The organism is Segetibacter aerophilus (assembly GCF_007991655.1).
Lineage (GTDB): Bacteria > Bacteroidota > Bacteroidia > Chitinophagales > Chitinophagaceae > Segetibacter > Segetibacter aerophilus.
In genome coordinates, this window is sequence record NZ_BJYT01000002.1 from 256,245 (window position 1) to 274,677 (window position 18,433).

Annotated in this window: 12 protein-coding genes; 11 read left to right on the forward strand and 1 reads right to left on the reverse strand. The window is 40.6% G+C overall.

The genetic code is table 11. The features are described 5' to 3' along the window. Positions 1-137 precede the first annotated feature (137 nt). Positions 138-3,386, forward strand: coding sequence for a VCBS repeat-containing protein (locus SAE01_RS04545; protein ID WP_246113157.1), 3,249 nt, complete (start codon positions 138-140; stop codon positions 3,384-3,386). Between the two features lie 144 nt (positions 3,387-3,530). On the opposite strand, the gene SAE01_RS04550 is transcribed toward SAE01_RS04545, so the two are convergent. Further along, positions 3,531-4,475, reverse strand: a complete 945-nt coding sequence (locus SAE01_RS04550) for a GyrI-like domain-containing protein (protein WP_246113158.1) — start codon at positions 4,473-4,475, stop codon at positions 3,531-3,533. Positions 4,476-4,676: 201 nt separating this feature from the next. Here SAE01_RS04550 and SAE01_RS04555 point away from each other — a divergent pair, with 201 nt between their 5' ends. From SAE01_RS04555 to SAE01_RS04600, 10 genes are all read left to right on the forward strand, one after another. Further along, positions 4,677-5,027: a hypothetical protein gene (locus SAE01_RS04555; RefSeq protein WP_147202472.1), complete on the forward strand. Its 351-nt coding sequence runs from the start codon at positions 4,677-4,679 to the stop codon at positions 5,025-5,027. A 360-nt stretch (positions 5,028-5,387) separates the two neighbouring features. Beyond that, the gene (locus SAE01_RS04560) at positions 5,388-7,238 is read left to right on the forward strand and encodes a 3-keto-disaccharide hydrolase (protein WP_147202473.1); all 1,851 of its coding nucleotides are present in this window, start codon (positions 5,388-5,390) and stop codon (positions 7,236-7,238) included. A 12-nt stretch (positions 7,239-7,250) separates the two neighbouring features. Next, positions 7,251-9,284, forward strand: a complete 2,034-nt coding sequence (locus tag SAE01_RS04565; RefSeq protein ID WP_218029093.1) for a c-type cytochrome — start codon at positions 7,251-7,253, stop codon at positions 9,282-9,284. Between the two features lie 69 nt (positions 9,285-9,353). Further along, positions 9,354-10,127, forward strand: a complete 774-nt coding sequence (locus SAE01_RS04570) for a 3-keto-disaccharide hydrolase (protein ID WP_147202474.1) — start codon at positions 9,354-9,356, stop codon at positions 10,125-10,127. Between the two features lie 216 nt (positions 10,128-10,343). Continuing rightward, entirely contained in the window at positions 10,344-12,377 is a 2,034-nt protein-coding gene (locus SAE01_RS04575) for a kojibiose hydrolase (RefSeq protein WP_170234075.1), read from the forward strand. Between the two features lie 94 nt (positions 12,378-12,471). Beyond that, positions 12,472-13,038, forward strand: coding sequence for a hypothetical protein (locus SAE01_RS04580; protein ID WP_147202475.1), 567 nt, complete (start codon positions 12,472-12,474; stop codon positions 13,036-13,038). 195 nt (positions 13,039-13,233) lie between these two features. Beyond that, positions 13,234-14,664: a vanadium-dependent haloperoxidase gene (locus SAE01_RS04585; protein WP_246113159.1), complete on the forward strand. Its 1,431-nt coding sequence runs from the start codon at positions 13,234-13,236 to the stop codon at positions 14,662-14,664. A 30-nt stretch (positions 14,665-14,694) separates the two neighbouring features. Beyond that, positions 14,695-15,771: a transporter family protein gene (locus tag SAE01_RS04590; RefSeq protein ID WP_147202476.1), complete on the forward strand. Its 1,077-nt coding sequence runs from the start codon at positions 14,695-14,697 to the stop codon at positions 15,769-15,771. 49 nt (positions 15,772-15,820) lie between these two features. Next, complete coding sequence (locus tag SAE01_RS04595; RefSeq protein ID WP_218029094.1) at positions 15,821-16,783, forward strand: hypothetical protein; 963 nt, start codon at positions 15,821-15,823, stop codon at positions 16,781-16,783. Position 16,784: 1 nt separating this feature from the next. Beyond that, positions 16,785-18,335: a vanadium-dependent haloperoxidase gene (locus SAE01_RS04600; RefSeq protein ID WP_147202477.1), complete on the forward strand. Its 1,551-nt coding sequence runs from the start codon at positions 16,785-16,787 to the stop codon at positions 18,333-18,335. Positions 18,336-18,433 lie beyond the last annotated feature (98 nt).

Below are 18,433 nucleotides of genomic sequence, written 5' to 3' on the forward strand. Positions count from 1 at the left end.
TAATAATCCATGCTTTTGTAAAAGATATTAGAAAGAGGTTTTTCAGGACTATTAAAAATAGAAACCGCTTCATTATACATTCAATACTGGTAATTTCATTTTGTATTTCATGTAAATCTAAACCCGCTGTTCCGCCAATGTTTGCAGTGCTGGATAACAACAGAACGGGTCTTAACTTCTCCAACCAACTTACCGCAACGGACACTTTCAACATGTTGAAGTACATGTACTTTTATAATGGTGCTGGAGTGGGTGCAGGCGATTTTAATAATGATGGAAAGATCGATTTATTTTTCTCTTCGAACCAAGGCAACAATAGTCTGTATTTGAACACAGGAGAGTTGCATTTTAAGGATGTTACTGATGAAGCGGAAATACCAAAAGAAAATGCGTGGAACTCAGGCGTTTCTATTGTAGACATAAATAATGATGGTTTTCTTGACATTTATATCTCCAGGGTCGGAAAGTATGAGATTCTAAATAGCAGAAACGAATTGTTGATTTGCAAAGGGATTAATAAAAACGGAATTCCACAGTATGTTGATAAAGCACATGAATATGGCCTTGATTTTTCAGGCTTTAGCACACAAGCGGCTTTTCTTGATTATGACATGGACGGTGACCTCGATATGTTTTTATTAAACCATTCTGTTCACGAAAACGGGTCATTTCGCCCGAGAAAAGATTTTATCGGCACATACAGTGAGTTGTCTGGAGATAGGATGTTTCGTAATGACGGAAATCGTTTTACAGATGTTACTCATTATACAGGAATTAACAGTTCTGCCATTAGTTATGGATTAGGAGTAGTCGTAGCAGATATTAACCTTGATGGCTATCCTGATATGTATATAGGAAACGATTTTCATGAAAATGACTATTTATACATTAATCAGAAAAACAGCACTTTTAAAGAAGAAATTAATAATGAAATAATGCACACCAGCAAGTTTACGATGGGTGTAGATGCTGCTGATGTTAATAATGATGGCTACCCTGAAATTATTTCCGTGGATATGTTGCCATCAGATCCTCACGTTTTAAAAAGCTCTTTTGGAGAAAATGAATATGATATCTATAACCTTAAGATAAAGCATGGTTATAATTACCAGTATACACGTAACAACTTTCAATTCAACCGAAAGAATGCAATGTTTAGTGAGATAGGTTTGTATTCTGGAATTGCTGCCACTGATTGGTCATGGGCTCCTTTATGGGTTGATTTTGATAATGATGGCCTTAAAGACCTGTTTATTTCTAACGGAATACCAAAGCGGATGAATGACATTGATTATGTCAATTTTATTTCTGACCAGGAAGTACAACAAAAGATACAGGACAAAAAAATTTATGGAAACGATGCGACACTCATGAATGAGTTTCCTAAAATAAAAATACCAAATAAGTTTTTTAAAAACACGGGACAGCTACTGTTCTCTGATATGGAACAAAATATCAGTAACGATAGATCCACTTATTCGAATGGTGCTGTTTATGCTGATTTTGATAATGACGGAGATTTGGATATAGTTGTAAATAACATAGATGAGCCCGCACTGTTATATGAGAATAAAAATAATAATTTACACCAGAAAAAAGCGCTCGAAATAGCTTTAAAGGGAGATGTAAAAAATATTAATGGAGTTGGAGCTAAAGTGATTGTTTATGCAGATAAAGGCATTCGGATTTATGAAAAAAATGCAGTACATGGCTTCCTTTCAAGTATGGAAATACCTATGCACATAGGCCTTGATAAAACTACTATAGATTCTATTTTTCTTGTTTGGCCCGATAATACCTATCAGTCTATACAAATTCCCGGCGATACATCTTTACTTAAGCTGACCTATCGGACTAACTTACCCCAATTTGATTACAGCAAAATTACTTCTTTTAAAAAGCCTGAAAGTTTTCCTATGGCGGATATTACCGCTGCTACGGGGCTTACTTTTAAACATGAAGAAAATTCTTTTAACGAATTCGACCGCGAACCTTTAATACCGCACATGCTATCCACTGAAGGGCCGGGGCTAGCAGTAGCTGACATCAATCATGACGGACTTGACGATGTCTTTATCGGTTCTTCGAAAGGAAAAAAGAGCGCGGTTTTTATTCAAAATAAGCAGGCAAAATTTAATAAAATAGATATACCTGTTTTAGATAATGATAGTACCTATGAAGATGTAGATGCTTGCTGGACAGATGTAAATAACGATGGCAATACAGATCTTGTCGTGGCAAGTGGGGGAAACGAATATTATGGCGAGGATAAATATTTAAGTCCCCGTGTTTATCTAAACGATGGAAAGGCACATTTTACTGTTTTGAATAATGCTTTTAATCATTTGTTCGTTAATGCTTCCACAATTGCTCCATGTGATTTTAATGGTGATGGATTTATTGATTTGTTTATCGGTGGACGTTCTGTCCCTATGAGTTATGGTGAAGTTCCTCACTCGTATCTTTTGCTCAACGATAAAACCGGCAGGTTCAAAGACATTACTTCTTTTTATGCAAAAGAATTGCATGATGTAGGATTTGTGACACACGGTATATGGCTCGATTTGGATAAAGACGGCGACAAAGACCTGGTTCTCTCACTTGAATGGGACCGTATTATTGCATTCATCAATGAAAAGGGAAGTTTTAGAAAGAAGTTATTAACCGAAAAGAAAGGATGGTGGAATTTTATTACCCCTTGTGATATTGATAATGATGGAGATATTGACCTAATAGCAGGTAATCTAGGTCGAAACAGCAGGTTAAAAGCTTCCGAAAAAGAAGAGGTAAAGCTTTACTATAACGATTTTGATGAAAATGAAAGAAAGGAACAGGTGCTGACATATTATCTAAACGGAAAAGAAATTCCTTTCGCGAACAAAGCGGAATTAGAAAAGCAAATGCCTTTTCTTAAGAAGAAATTCCTGTATGCAAGAGATTTTGCTGACGCCTCACTTGGTGAGATTTTTTCTGATCAAAAACTGAGTGAAGCCAATCTTTTTACTGCAAATTATTTATCCAACGCTGTTCTTATGAATGATGGAAAGATGGCTTTTAAGATTCAGGATTTACCATGGAATGCCCAGTTTTCTTCTTACCGCGACGCAGCCGTTGTCAATGCGAACGGAGATAATCTTCCCGACATTCTGCTGGTTGGTAATTACTATGAAAGCAACGTTGAAATGGGAAGATATGACGCTGATTTTGGCACGCTGTTGTTAAACAAAGGCGCGGGTACTTTTGCAGTCGAAAGCTTTAATGGCGTAAAAGTAAAAGGTCAGGTTCGAAACATTTCTTCAATTAATATAGCAAAAAAGGAAGCATATATCTTAGCAAGAAATAACGATAGTACGATGATTATTAGTTTCAAAGACAGCCGCAGGTAGTTGGTGATCTTACGTAACAGTTATTTATAGTAACAATAAAAAGAGGTATTTTTTTTCAGACCTACCGCTCCTCTGTATCTAGCATTCTTGCGTGGCACTCTTGTACAGTTTATTCTATATGCACTTGCCGAACACCTTATTTTATTACACAATAGGAATGTATATTTTAGTAATCCATTTAGTACTGTCTGTTTCTTTAGACCTGTCTGTAATCAGTGATTGCCAATCAATAACACGACTTGAGAGATTGTAATCCTTCATATACATGTTTAACTCTTTGTACGCTTTTTTGATGTTTTGAACGCCTCCTTTTACTTCTGTTGTTAATGTTTTGTCTTTATCAGACATCAATATTTTAAAAGCAATATTACCATTGTCAGGAAGAACTTTATTTGTCGGAATGGCTACCATTGTTGTATACTCAATGCTATCGTTAGTGGTAACGTTTAGCATGGGATAGTTTGTTTTACTGGCTCCCCGGCTTTCAATATATTTTTTTAGAGTTTCAACTAAATTGTAAATTTCTGTTGTTGAAGGATAATGGGTTGTGGTTAGTTTAGCTGCAACTAAAAAAGTGTCTTTTACTGTAGTCCTTTGAATATTGCACGCATAAACTCTCTGTTCGTTTTCACTAAAAGATTTTAGGCTATCAAGTATTACCCGCATATTGTTTTTAATCCTTTTAGCCTGCTGATAGCTTAAAATTTTATTCAGAGGATTATTGCCTGTTGTTAAGGTGCTTTCCCATTTTACAGCAATTGAGTCAGGAGCAATTGGTGTTAATATAATATCCCCTGTAAACGCCTTATTTCCCATCACCATGTTTACTTCTATTGCGTTGTAGAGTTTTTTCGTTAGCTCGTAATTATACCCATTGAATGAAAAATAGCCTTTTCGAAGATCCTCTTTTATTTGAGATGGCCACCACTTTGTCCAATTGTTTTGGTCTGATAGATTTCTGAATGTGGCGTTTTCATTTGCCTTCATTATAGATATTGAGGAAACTGATAATTGCCCTGGTATTAAAATGAAAGTAGCTATAGAGGAGAGTGCTACAATTATAAGTAACCCCACCATGATTTTTCTCATAAAAAAATAAATTGAACAAATGATGCAAAGTAATGCAAGAGCATCTTTACCATGACATTTCCTAGTAAAAGTTTAACGGTAGTATTATTATTTGATAAACTAATAGTGCATTTTTTAATAGCTACTTCTTTCAATTCAGGATTCGTTGTGCCTTCTATTCTTTTATTACTGGTTCATGTTACTGATTAAAAATAATTGCTAATGCTTATTACAGTGTCCGAAAGCCCTTTGCCGGTAATGGCTCAGCTATTGCCGGTATTTGGTATCCTAGCAAATGATCTAAACAAGGATGGCAGACAGGATCTTTTTCTTGCTGGAAACTTCTTTGGCCTGAAGCCTCAAACCGGCCGTTTTGATGCTTCTTATGGTAGTACTTTTTTGGGTGCTGGGGGCAATACCTTTAACTATGTACATCCGGCAATAAGTGGATTGTTAGTGAAAGGTGAAGCGCGGGATATTGCGACAATAAGAGGCGCCAATGGGGCAGAGTATATAGCTGTAGCAATCAACAACGACAAACTGTGTTTATTTAAAAGAAAAAGTAATCGATAGAGAAATCTAAGACGTCGAGCATTAACCGGACGACGCTCGAATGGTTAGACATTTTAGTTCTGTATAAATTGAATGGACATGATACAAGTGGAATATTGTAGAAATTATTTGTAATAATGTTATTCGGTAAATCATAACTTTCAACTTTAATTTCAACGATTATTTAAAATTTCCTTTTATGCCTGCCTTTCATTCAAAGTGTGTTTTCTCCCGCATTCGCCTTGCGAATGCAACTTATAAAATCACAAGTGCTGCCTTGGATATCGATTAGAGTGAATTTCGAAAATTTCCATTGTTTCCACGTAAGTTTTTCAAACAATAAAACTATTTACATCATTAATTATAATCAATTTGAAACACATGAAGTTTCCATTTTCTTGTTTTCCGCCGGGATTGAAACGAGTGACTAATGCAAAGGCAATTCTACTTTTTGCCGGCGCTTTCGGTTACAATGTTTTAGCAGCGCAAACTACTTTACCGCTTACAGACCTTTCCTTTTTTAAAAGCCCCGGCTCTACCTGGAAACTTGCCGGAGATGTAAAGGGAGATCTTGAAAAAAACGGAGTGCTCACTCTGACCCCGGGAACCGGGGTGCTTGCAAACATCACTGATTTCAATAATCCCGGGCAAGACCTTGTGTCGAACATGCAGCATGGCGACGTCGATCTTGAGCTGGACTACATGATGGCTAAAGGCTCTAACTCGGGAATTTATTTGCAAGGCCGTTATGAGATTCAATTGTTAGATAGCTGGGGAGTAGTAAACCCTAAAGCGGGCGACAATGGAGGAATTTACGAGCGTTGGAATGAAGGAAAGCCAGAGGGGCAAAAGGGATATGAAGGACACGCTCCAAGGCAGAATGCGAGCCGCGCACCAGGTTTATGGCAACACATTAAAATATCTTTTCAGGCACCACGCGTAAATAGTAATGGACTAAAGCTGGAGGGCGCAAAAATCTTACGTGTAGAGTTGAACGGTGTTTCTATACAAGAGAATGTCGAACTGTCGGGCCCTACAAGAGGTGCGTTAGGCAATGATGAAGTAGCCTCAGGGCCTTTGCGTCTGCAGGGAGATCACGGCTCTGTTGCCTTTAGAAACATTAAACTAACAACTTATGATAAGCCTCGCCCTGAATTAATTGACTTGAAGTATAAAGTGTATAAAGGAAAGTTTGAAACGCAACCTGATTTTAAAAAGTTGCCTCCTGATGCTGAGGGTTCTTCTGTAATTCTTTCGTCTAATATTAGTAAGCTAGAGAATGAGTTTACGATAGTTTATACAGGTACGCTTAGAGTTAAAGAGGCTGGTGATTACAATTTCAATCTAAGTCTTTTGGCGGGCCGCGGGTCCATGACCATTAATAACAATGTGGCAGTAAATGTAGGCCAGCAGAGGGGGCGGGGAAAAGTGACTTTGCCTGCTGGCGACCTTCCGTTTCAGCTTATTTATTCAAAAATCTTCGATTTTGCTAAACCCGCTTTAGGCCTTGCTATTGCCGGTCCTGGAATAAGAGAATACCTGATTAGTGACGCCAATGTGGCTTCCGGTGATCCGATTGATCCTATCTTAATAAATGCACCCGTTAACACCATCCTTCGCAGCTTCATGGATGTTGACACAGTACGAGTAACGCATGCTGTAAATGTTGGAAGTCCATCAGAGGTTAATTACACCTATGACCTGGACAAAGGGATGATTGTGCAGGCATGGCGTGGACGGTTTCTGGATGCGACACCTATGTGGCATTCGAGAGGCGACGGGTCGTCAAGACCTTCGGGCTCGTTACTAAAATTTGGAAAGCCGATTATGGCTTTACAAACGCTGAGCTCTCCTACGGCATCCTGGTCGTTTGATACTGCAGGCACTGGTTATCGTCCAAAGGGATACATTCTTGATGCTAGTGACCGACCCACTTTTCGCTACCAGATTTACAACGCAATGGTAAACGACGTAACGAGGATAATGGATAAAAACGAAGGCCTTCACCGCGAGATATCTGTGGTTGGAGCTGTTCCAAACTTGTATATGCGACTAGCTGAAGGTTTTAAAATCGAAACATCCGCCGAAAATCTTTACCTCGTAAATGACAAATCATACTATTTAAGAATAGATGATAGTGGAACAGGTAAGGCAATAATAAGAGACTCTAATGGGCATAAAGAATTGTTGGTGCCTGTTCAAAGTAAAATAAGTTATTCTATCCTTTTTTAAAATATAGTAAAAATGATTCGTTTTAATAAGAAGAATGTCTTCAGTAAAATGCTCCCTGTTGTGTTGCTGACGCTGGCAATATCAGGACTGAAGACTGAAGGATGGGCACAGGCAGAAAGTGCTAAAGAAGAAGATTACTTCAAAATAATGAGGGTGCCAGCACCGGAAGGTATTATACTCGAAGTAGGCGGTCTTTGTACGTTGCCTAATGGAGACGTAGGCGTCACGACGAGGCGCGGCGACGTGTTTATTGTGGAAAATCCGACAAGCCAACGTCCGTACTTTAGAAAATTTGCAAGTGGCATGCACGAAGTCTTGGGACTGGTGTATAAAGAGGGTGCATTGTATTGTGCCCAACGGGGAGAGCTAACAAAACTGGTTGATACAGATATGGATGGTAAAGCGGATGTATACGAAACAGTGTATGCATGGCCGGTATCCGGAAATTACCATGAATATAGTTTCGGACCAAAGCTAGCGCCGGACGGTTCTTTCTTTGTGACACTGAATTTAGGCTTTCCCGAGGATTGGTGGCACCCAAGAAGTTTTGTGCCATGGAGAGGTTGGGCGCTTAATATTAAGGAGGATGGCAGCATGGAGCCATGGGCAACCGGTCTGCGTTCTCCCTGTGGCATAAGCATGATAGACGGTGAGTTGTGGTATACCGATAACCAGGGCGACTGGGTAGGGTCCGGCAGCTTGAAGCCAATAAGAAAAGGCGCTTTTCTAGGTCATCCTGCCGGTCTGGTTTGGGCTAATTTACCAAACTCACCTGTAAAGGTTAAGCAGGAGCAGATATTGTCGAAAATAAATCCGAGGTTGGATGTAGATAAAGAGGGCCGTCCTGTTAAGCCAGCAAATATCGTGAACGAACAGTTTATGACGCAAGCGGATATGAAGCAATTCGTACCTGAACTGCAGGCAGCTGCTGTATGGCTGCCCCACGGTATTCTAGGAATTTCCAATTCTGAAATCGTAAAAATACCGGAAGGTTCTTTTGGACCTTTTGCCGGACAGCTGTTGGTTGGTGACCAGGGGCAAAGTATTATTGATCGCGTCTTTATGGAAAAAGTTAACGGCGAATACCAGGGAGCTTCATGGGCATTTCGAAGTGGCTTTCAATCAGGTATCGTTCGTTTGGCGTGGGCGAAAGACGGGTCATTAATGGTTGGTGAAACAAATCGCGGCTGGGGATCAGCAGGCGAAGCCACAGAAGGACTTCAGCGACTTGTTTGGAACAATTCAATTCCATTTGAAATGAGAGCAGTTCGTGCAATGCCTGATGGATTTGAAATTGAGTTCACGAAACCTGCCGATCAGAAAACAGCAGAAGATATAGCTTCTTATTCGGTAGAAAGTTATACTTATAAATATCATGCAGTCTACGGCAGTCCTCCTGTAAATACGGAAAAGTGTACGATTACTGGCGTAAAGGTGTCAGATGATGGAATGAAGGCAAGAATAGTAGTTAGTAACCTCCGTAAAAATTTCATCCATACAATTACGATTAACGGCGTTCAGGATAAAGAAACTTTTTTTTCACTGGTTCACCCGGTAGCTTATTACACCTTGAATAATATCCCTGAGGGTAAAAAACTGCTTCCAAGTGAAGTAAGTACAAAGAACTCGGGCAAGGGTGGGAAGGGTTCTTCACTTCCTTCAAAAAGTACCGTCCCTGTCCGCTACAAAAATACAAAAGGCGCGGCTGCAAATCCTGCCACCTCTGACCAGACACCCACTACAGCAACGCCAGTTTCATCAAAAACAAAAGCAACGAAAGCTCCATCATTTGCAGAAGTTAAAAATCTGCTGCAAAAGAACACTTGTCTCGCTTGTCACAATCCTGATACAAGACAAGTAGGTCCTGCCTACAAGGATGTTGCAAAACGTAAGTATACCGTTGCTCAAATCATAGATTTAATTCATAATCCAAAGCCAGAGCATTGGCCTGATTATTCAACGCCAATGCCTCCGATGCCGCAGGTGCCAAATGCGGAGGCACGTAAAATTGCAGAGTGGATTAACTCTTTGAATAAGTCGAAGTAAAAAGGGCAAAAATAGTTTTTCGACAAAATAACAATGAACAGTTTTATAGTTTTTAAACACAAAATGGAAATGAAACAATTTCTAATCTTAGCACTTCTCCTACCAGGTTTAACTCTTACCTCCGCGGCCCAAGAGCCCCAGAGAGCTAAGCCTGAGGAAACGGAATATTATTCGCCGGTACCTCCCGTAGTTACACCCGGTGCAGGTTTTAGTGATGCGCCATCTGACGCGATCATCTTATTTGATGGGAAGAATTTGGATCAATGGATTAATTCAAAAGACTCAACTGCAGCGAAATGGACGCTTGGCGATAATGCGATGACGGTAAATAAAAGTGTAGGCGACATTCAAACCCGCAGTTCTTTCACGGATTATCAACTCCATATCGAATACCGTATTCCCTCTAACATTACCGGTTCCGGGCAGGCCCGTGGTAATAGCGGAATCTTCTTAGCAGCACTTCCATGGGGAGCCGGTGGATACGAACTGCAGGTGCTGGACAACTATAAAAATACCACCTACGTAAACGGGCAGGTAGGAAGCATGTATAAGCAGGCTGTTCCATTAGCCAACGCTTCGAAGAAGCCGGGTGAGTGGCAGACGTACGACGTAGTTTGGGTTGCACCGAAGTTCGACGATCATGGCATTTTGAAATCGATGGCAAGGGTTACAGTTTTTCACAACGGCGTGCTTGTACAAAACAACACATCGCTGCTGGGTGATACTCCTTATATCGGTCAACCCTCTTATAGAAAACATGGCGCAGCACCAATTAAGTTACAATCGCATGGAGACAAGAGCGAGCCAATTAGTTATAGAAATATTTGGTTGAGACTTTTGTAAGAATTGAAGACATATTTCATAAATCGAAGAAAAGCTGTTACAGATGTGGCAGCTTTTCTTCTTGAAGGCAATTGTCTAAGAAGCTGGTTATATAGTTCTGACAATTTTGCGTCAGCATCAACAGCACAAGTTGCTGGCCGGGGCAAACAAATATTTGATTTTTTGGTTTTTGTATTTAAAAACATTTGAAGTACCGTTCCTTAAAACTTAACCCGAATGCACATAAAATCACGCCTTTTACTTTTTTGTCTTTTTAATCTCCTGCTGAAAACCGGTAGTGCCCAAGACACCTGGACCATTAAGGCATCATCAATAAATCCTTCTAACTACTTTGGAGAAACGGTGGCAAACGGAATGATTGGCATTGTCTCTTCTCCTGAGCCCTTTAAAGTAAAAGACATTGTTTTAAACGGTGCATTCGATTTATATGGCCGCGGCAGGGTTAGCAATATTCTGAAGACTTTCAATTTCGTAAACATGTACCTGGAAGTGGATGGTGCAAGAATAGAAAATTTTGGCCAGGTTCAAAACGTACAGCAGGTGCTTGACATGAAACACGCTAATATGACAACTACTTTCAGTTATGGTGATAAAGCAACTGTCAGTTATACTCATTATTCTTTGCGCCACCTGCCTTACACTGCTTTGGTTGATGTGACAATTGTTGCAAAAAAAGATATTGAGATAACTCCGGCAAGCGTAATGGAGGCACCAGATATGCTGAAGGATGTACAGAACTATTACAACGAAATTGACCGGCCTCACATTCGTATATCCTTACTCACTTCGACAGCTAAAAGCCCTACAGGAAAATTGTTAATGGCTGCATCAAACAGTTTTTTGTTTGATGAACAACATGGAAGCGAGCCTTCGGTCATTCATGAAATGTGGGATAACAACATGCACCTGTTGAAATTTAAAAAGAAATTGAAAGCAGGTCAAACATATCATTTTGCTGTCGTTGGTTCGGCTATTACTTCTGCTCATCATGATGATCCATTAAACGAAGCCGAACGCCTAACCATTTTTGCAAAGCTTGAGGGACGAGACCGATTGCTTCAATTTCATAATAAGGCATGGGACGAACTTTGGAAAAGCGATATAATTATACAGGGAGACGATGCTTCCCAACGTGAAGTGCGAAGTATGATTTACCATTTATATTCCTTTGCAAGAGAAGGCACAGCTTATAGTTTATCTCCGATGGGCCTCAGTGGTCTTGGTTATAATGGTCATGCTTTTTGGGACACAGAACTGTGGATGTATCCTTCTTTGCTATTACTTCAACCAGGGATAGCAAAGTCTTTACTTGAGTACAGGTACCAACGTTTACAAACTGCAAAGCACAACGCTTTTTCACATGGCTATAAAGGCGCCATGTTTCCGTGGGAGAGTGCCGCTAGTGGTAACGAGGAAACACCCGTTTGGGCGCTTAGTGGACCTTTTGAGCATCACATCACTGCTGACGTCGCGATAGCCACCTGGAACTATTATTCCGTTACTCACGATAAGGAATGGTTACGAGAGAGAGGTTACCCGTTGCTAAAAGAAACGGCAGACTTTTGGGCCAGCCGGGTAGAAAGAAACGGCCCCGGAAAATACGAAATTAAAAATGTGGTGGCAGCAGATGAATGGGCTGAAAACGTAGACAATAATGCCTTTACGAATGCCGCTGCAAAAGCAAATTTAAAGTATGCGACGGATGCAGCTACTATACTTGGTCTTACACCTGATCCGGATTGGATGAATGTTTATAAAAATATTCCTATTCTAAAATTTGCAGATGGCGTAACAAAAGAACATGAAGCATACAGAGGTGAAAAGATTAAGCAAGCTGATGTAAACCTGCTAGCTTATCCATTGAAAGAAATCACAGACCCTGGAGCCGTTAGAAGAGACCTTGAATATTATGAACCTAGAGTAGGTGAGGGGCCAGCTATGACCCATGCCATTTTTACTATTTTGCACGAACGTTTGGGAAATCCGGAAAAGGCTTTCAAAGCTTTTAAAGTAGGATATACTCCTAATATGCGTCCACCTTTTGGTGTCATTGCCGAAACAGCGACAGGTAACAACCCTTATTTCGCAACAGGAGCTGGCGGAATGATTCAGGCGATGCTAAACGGATTTGGAGGACTTGAAATAACACCCGGAGGTATTGTGCGGTTGCCAACAAAGCTGCCTCCTCACTGGAAGTCTTTACAATTAACAGGAATTGGTCCGGAGAAAAAAACATTCATCGTAAAGTAAAATGTACATGGACCAAGTTTCCGGGCAGATCGTCTTAAAAATTTTTAATACTTTTTGCCCGTAACTGTAGAATAAGTATTTTTCCTAAAGATTTGTGAAACAACTTGCTGCCATATTATTGATTTCTATTTTCCTCTTTAATCTTTTTGGTTATAGGCTACTCTTCAATTACGCTCAACAGCAATCGGACACGAGACTTGAAGCATCATTTGATAAGAACGATTTTAATGAAGCTGAGCTTGTCGCCATAAAAATTCCTCTTTCTCTTCCTTACCTAAACAACCAGCAAAACTTTGAGCGGGTGGATGGCGAGATTACCGTAAAAGGTAAAATTTACAAGTATGTAAAAAGGAAGATTGCTGATGGCAACCTGGTTTTGTTATGCTTGCCCGATAATAATAAAATGAGGATTGAGTCTGCCAAGCACGACTTTTTCAAAAATACAAATGACATCGCGCAAAACGACAATTCTAAAAAGTCGAACAATTCAAAAGGATTTTTTAAAAACCTTGTTGGAGAGTATGATTGTCATACAAGCATTTCAGCGCCTGCAATTTTAATTTTAAGTAACCGCATTTATTCTATAAAGGAACAGTTAAGCTGCCTTCCTTCTTCACCCCATTCTTCCCCTGAGCAGCCGCCCGAGCTGACGTTGCTATAAAGGCACACATTATACTTGTTTGGCAGGTCGATCTTATTATCATGATAATTTAAACCTGGCTTGATCAACTTTCTACTGCTTGCTGCATTTTGCTTTGTTTCCAAAAATGTGCTCGAATCCTTTAAAGGGAAACTTAGTAACATTGGAAAGAGCTTCCCTTAGAAACCGCAGAGAAAATCCAGAGAAAGTTGAAGTGTGCGACGCAACGATGTTGCCCTTATTGATACCGTTGGCAACAAAAAAATTTTAAAAGAATTCATCGTATTTAAAGACCTTATGAGGATAATTCTTTTCGTTGTAATATTTATGGTTCTGCTACAGGCATGCAAGAATTCAGGAGAATATGCAAAGGTTACACACGACCCTCTCCTGTATAGCAAGACTGTTAAAAAGCTCAATGACATAGTGCTGGAAAACAATTTTCCCCCGATGATTGCTGCGCGTAATTACGCCTACGCCAATATTGCCGCTTACGAAGTAATAGCTGCCGGGGATAAAAGTTATCCATCTCTTGCCGGGCAAATACATGGTCTTACAACTATACCCAAACCTGTCGCGCCAAACAAAGTAGACTTTCCGTTTGCAGCTTTGCTGTCATTTTGCAAAGTCGGCAACGCCGTTACTTTTCCTGAGGGTAGTATGGATGTTTACGTGAATGAATTGAAAAAAAAGGCAAAAGATGCGGGAATGCCTTCGGATATTTTTGAAGGCAGCGTAAGCTATGCCAGTCTGGTTGCTGACAGCATTATGAGCTGGAGCAAAAAAGACAACTACGCCAAAATACGTAGTTCAAGCAAATTTACGGTTACGAACGAGGATGGCAGGTGGATACCAACGCCGCCCATGTATGCCCAGGCCGTTGAGCCGCACTGGATGGAAGTAAGAACCCTTGTGCTTGATTCTTGTTCTCAATTTAAACCTGTTCGTCCGCCTAAGTACGACCCAAAAAACATTTCGAGTACTTTCTACAATGCGATGATGCTGGTGAAGAAGGCAGTTGACAGCCTTACTCCCGAACAAAAGCACATGGCGGATTTTTGGGATGACAATTCTTTTAAATTAAATGTAAACGGTCACGTAATGTATGCCACTAAGAAGTTTTCTCCCGGCGGCCATTGGATGAACATTGTAGGTATCATAGCAGCAAACAAAAAATCAGATTTTAATACGACCGTTTCGGCCTATGCTCAAACGTCTATTGCTTTGTTTGATGCATTCATTAGCTGTTGGGACGAGAAATTCAGAAGCAATTATATCAGGCCCGAAACTGCAATTAACAAGTACGTCGATCCTGAATGGCAGCCATATATTCAAACTCCACCGTTTCCTGAATATACTAGTGGACACGCAGTTATTTCAGCAGCCGCAGCAGAGGTGATGACTCATTACTTTGGAGATAACATCAACTACACCGATACTTCTGAGCTCGAATTTGGTATACCCAGTCGTTCATTTGAATCTGTTCGTGCAGCAGCAAACGAAGCGGGAATGTCAAGAGTATTTGGAGGAATCCATTTCAAACACTCCTGCGAAGTTGGGCGCGACATGGGCATTAAGGTTGGAGAACTGGTTTTACAACGTCTTAAAATGAAGGACCTTAAAAAAGGTTTCTTGGCAAAAAACTAAACTAACACAAACGATCAAAACATAAAGATTATGAAAAAAAAATTATCTATACTAATTACTTCTTTCTCTATCATATTTACTGCGAATCAAGCGAGTGCACAAGGTTGTGTGGCTATTCGCAGCACCGGGGGATATTGCAGCATGCAACAAGCTGACAGCAGCAAATGGCAGCTCAGCATTAATAACAGGTACTTTAAATCTTTTAGGCACTTTGTCGGAACTGATGAACAAAAGCAAAGAATGGAATTGGGTACTGAAGTAATCAATCATTCAACAGCTACTGATATTGCTATTACCCGCAAGCTCAATTCAAGATGGTCGCTTATGTTAGATATGCCCATTCTTTCTAACGCAAGGTCTTCGTTATATGAGCACGCAAACTTGGGTAGAAACACAACACATTCATTTGGTCTTGGTGACATGCGTATTGCTCTATACAGTTGGTTATGGAACCCTGAAAAATTGTATAAAGGAAACATACAAGTTGGCTTGGGTATTAAATTGCCAACAGGTGCTTACAATTACCAGGACTACTTCAAGGTAACAGATAGTACAAAGAGATTAGGACCTGTTGACCAATCGATTCAACTAGGTGATGGTGGAACAGGATTGACTCTTGAAATAAACGGCTTCTATAATGTAACCCATTCTGTAGGGCTCTATGGTAACTTTTATTACCTAAGCAATCCAAGAGAACAAAACGGCGTATCTACTGCAAGAGGTGGTACTCCATCTGCAACTGCAGTATTCAACGGCAGTGATGTGATGAGCGTTCCTGACCAAATGATGATAAGGGCAGGTGTAAATTACATGATACATCGCCTGACTGTTTCTGCAGGTCTGCGTGAAGAAGTGTTACCGGTGTATGACTTAATCGGGGGAAGCAATGGCTTTAGAAGGCCAGGTAGAATTTTGACAGTTGAGCCCGGTATTACTTATAGCCTGCCTAAGGTTAGTCTCTTTGCTTATGTGCCTACGGCTCTTTCACGCAACCGTACTCAAAGTGTACCAGACAAAATATCAACTGCTCGTACAGGAAAGTTCACTCAGGGCGACGCTGCTTTTGCTGACTACAGTATAAATGTTGGTGCTTCTTTCAAGTTTTAAATCTTTTCGGATCATTTTTCGATTTTAACCAAACTTAATACTCACTTATATGAGAATTATATCCAAGGGCAAGCTTCCTGCTTCCCTTATAATACTTCTTTGCATCCTTTCTTTTAAACAACTGCAAGCTCAAACTGATATTGATGCTATAATGATGGCAAAAAGAAATATCTGTGTTGGGCCGGCTTACAGCTATAGCAGTTGGACAAATTACTGGGAAGGCACTTATAAAAGGGACAACCGCAACCTTGGAAGAGTTAGTACGCAGATGTTTGCAGTAATGGGGAATTACGGAATTACGAATAACCTAAACGTTTTGTTTTCTGTTCCATATGTAAAGACAAAGGCGTCAGAAGGAACCATGCGAGGAATGGAAGGCTTCCAGGATTTGTCGCTTTGGTTGAAGTGGAGAGCGCTAAAAATAAAAATGGACAAAGGAACTTTCTCCCTCTTTGGTATTACCGGTTTATCTGTTCCACTATCTAACTATGTAGCCGACTATCTGCCCTTGTCTATTGGTTTGCATAATAAGAGCCTTTCCGCAAGGGTAATGGCGGACTATCAAACAGGAAAGTTTTTTGTAACGGGATCCGGCACTTACACCAGGAGAAGTAATGTTAGCGTAGACCGTACATCCTACTACACTACTGATGCCCATCTTACTAACCAGGTGGAAATGCCAGATGTTGCTTCTGCTAACTTCAGAACCGGGCTTAGAAGTAAGTATCTTATAGCAGAGGTAGTACTGGCCAACATGACAACTCTTGGTGGTTTTGATATAAGAAGAAACGACATGCCTTTTCCCTCCAACAAAATGATTGCAACTACGGCCGGTGTTAATATGAAATATACAGTTGAGAAAGTACGTGGCCTGGAGTTAACTGCGGGCGCCAACCAGGTGATAGCAGGCAGAAATGTCGGACGCGCATTAACGGTAAACGGAGGGGTTTTCTATATTATCGATTTTTCTTACAAGACAAAAAAAGTTATTTCTAATACTCAAGCCCTTTAGTATGAAAAGAGTTATTCTCCCTATCACAATACTGGTAGTAGCATCTACCTTACTATACACCTCCTGCTCAAAAGCTGTAAAGGGCCGTACTGACGATATACCCGCCCTAAGCCCATCAAATAATGATCTAAACGCAGGAACCTGGAAAACAATTTTATTATCGAAGCCCAACCAGTTCGACGTCGCTGCACCTGTGGCTACTAATTCTCCCGGCTATGTTGGAGAGTTAAATGAGATCAAAGGACTCCAGCAAAATTTATCAGATGACCAAAAGAACAGCATTAGTTATTGGAGCGCCGGTTGTGTGCTGCGCTGGAATGAAATATTAAGAGAATTGGTAGCAAAACACAATTTGCCTCCTTACCAAAATGAAGATGGTTCCTATCCCTTACCCAACGCAGCTAACCCATTTTCATATCCTGAGTTTCCATTTTCCAATCCACCTTATGCTGCTCGTGCTTATGCTTACATTAGTGCTGCTCAATATGACGCATTGGTAGCAGCATGGCATTACAAAAAGGTATATAACAGGGCTGCTCCTTATAAATTTGATCCTTCGATCAAAACATTGGTTCCAACAAGTGATCTGCCTTCTTACCCATCTGAAGATGCAGTGGTTGCCGGTGTAATGGCTGAAATGATGAAACTGTTTTTCCCTACCGAAGTAGCGTATATAGAACAAAGGGCAGCGGAAGCCACAAAAAGCCGTATGATGGCAGGTGCTAATGTTCGTAGTGAAATTGCCGCCGGAGAAGCTTTGGGAAGAGCTGTAGCACAAGCCTTTGCTGCACGCGGCAGAACTGATAATACTGGTAAAGCAGTTGGAACACAGGCAGATTGGTCGAAGCTGGAAATGGACTGTATAGCGAAAGGCGAAAAGCCTTGGTTAAGTCTTGAAACCCCTATCAGGCCGCCCATGCTTCCGTTTTATGGAAAAGTAAAGGCCTTCTTATTTGACTCTGCCACATGCGTCGCCCTTCGCCCGGGCCCACCGCCTGCAACAGGTAGTGACTTAATGAAAAAAGAAACAGAAGAAATTTATCAGTTTGTAAAGAATCCTTCGAGAGAACAAATAAGGATCGTTCATTATTGGGCTGATGGAGCTGGTACTTACACTCCTCCCGGTCATTGGAATGCGATAGCCGCAGAAGATTTTATACCAAGAAATTATAGTGAAATTCGATGGGCGCGTAACCTGGCATTATTGAACATGGCGCTAATGGATGCTGCAATTGTATGCTGGGAAACGAAGTACTATTATTTTAATCCACGACCCTCCCAAATGAACCCGGCTATAAAAACCATTACCGGCATCCCTAATTTTCCCGCTTATATTTCAGGTCATTCAACTTTCAGCGGAGCGGCAGCTGAAGTTCTGGGTTATATGATTCCCGAGAGATCCGCTGCTTACCAAAGCTTGGCACAGGAAGCATCAGTATCGAGAATGTATGGTGGCATACACTACAGAAGCGATTGTGAAGCCGGGCTTGTAACTGGTAAAAAGGTCGGCCTTTTCGCTGTTTCAAGGGCCCGGACCGATGGTGCTGACTAGTATCTTTTTAACCTTCTTTATATTCACTGCCTCCTGCGAAAACAGGAGGCAATTTTTTTAAGTGTTCGAATGAAGGGGTTAAAAAAATCGTATCAATA

Bases quoted from the DNA above. Each gene is read 5' to 3' on its own strand.
- SAE01_RS04550 (WP_246113158.1), bottom strand. From the start codon at position 4,475: ATGAGAAAAATCATGGTGGGGTTACTTATAATTGTAGCACTCTCCTCT.
- SAE01_RS04555 (WP_147202472.1), top strand. From the start codon at position 4,677: ATGCTTATTACAGTGTCCGAAAGCCCTTTGCCGGTAATGGCTCAGCTA.
- SAE01_RS04600 (WP_147202477.1), top strand. From the start codon at position 16,785: ATGAAAAGAGTTATTCTCCCTATCACAATACTGGTAGTAGCATCTACC.
- SAE01_RS04590 (WP_147202476.1), top strand. From the start codon at position 14,695: ATGAAAAAAAAATTATCTATACTAATTACTTCTTTCTCTATCATATTT.
- SAE01_RS04595 (WP_218029094.1), top strand. From the start codon at position 15,821: ATGAGAATTATATCCAAGGGCAAGCTTCCTGCTTCCCTTATAATACTT.
- SAE01_RS04545 (WP_246113157.1), top strand. From the start codon at position 138: ATGTTTGCAGTGCTGGATAACAACAGAACGGGTCTTAACTTCTCCAAC.
- SAE01_RS04575 (WP_170234075.1), top strand. From the start codon at position 10,344: ATGCACATAAAATCACGCCTTTTACTTTTTTGTCTTTTTAATCTCCTG.
- SAE01_RS04560 (WP_147202473.1), top strand. From the start codon at position 5,388: ATGAAGTTTCCATTTTCTTGTTTTCCGCCGGGATTGAAACGAGTGACT.
- SAE01_RS04565 (WP_218029093.1), top strand. From the start codon at position 7,251: ATGATTCGTTTTAATAAGAAGAATGTCTTCAGTAAAATGCTCCCTGTT.
- SAE01_RS04570 (WP_147202474.1), top strand. From the start codon at position 9,354: ATGAAACAATTTCTAATCTTAGCACTTCTCCTACCAGGTTTAACTCTT.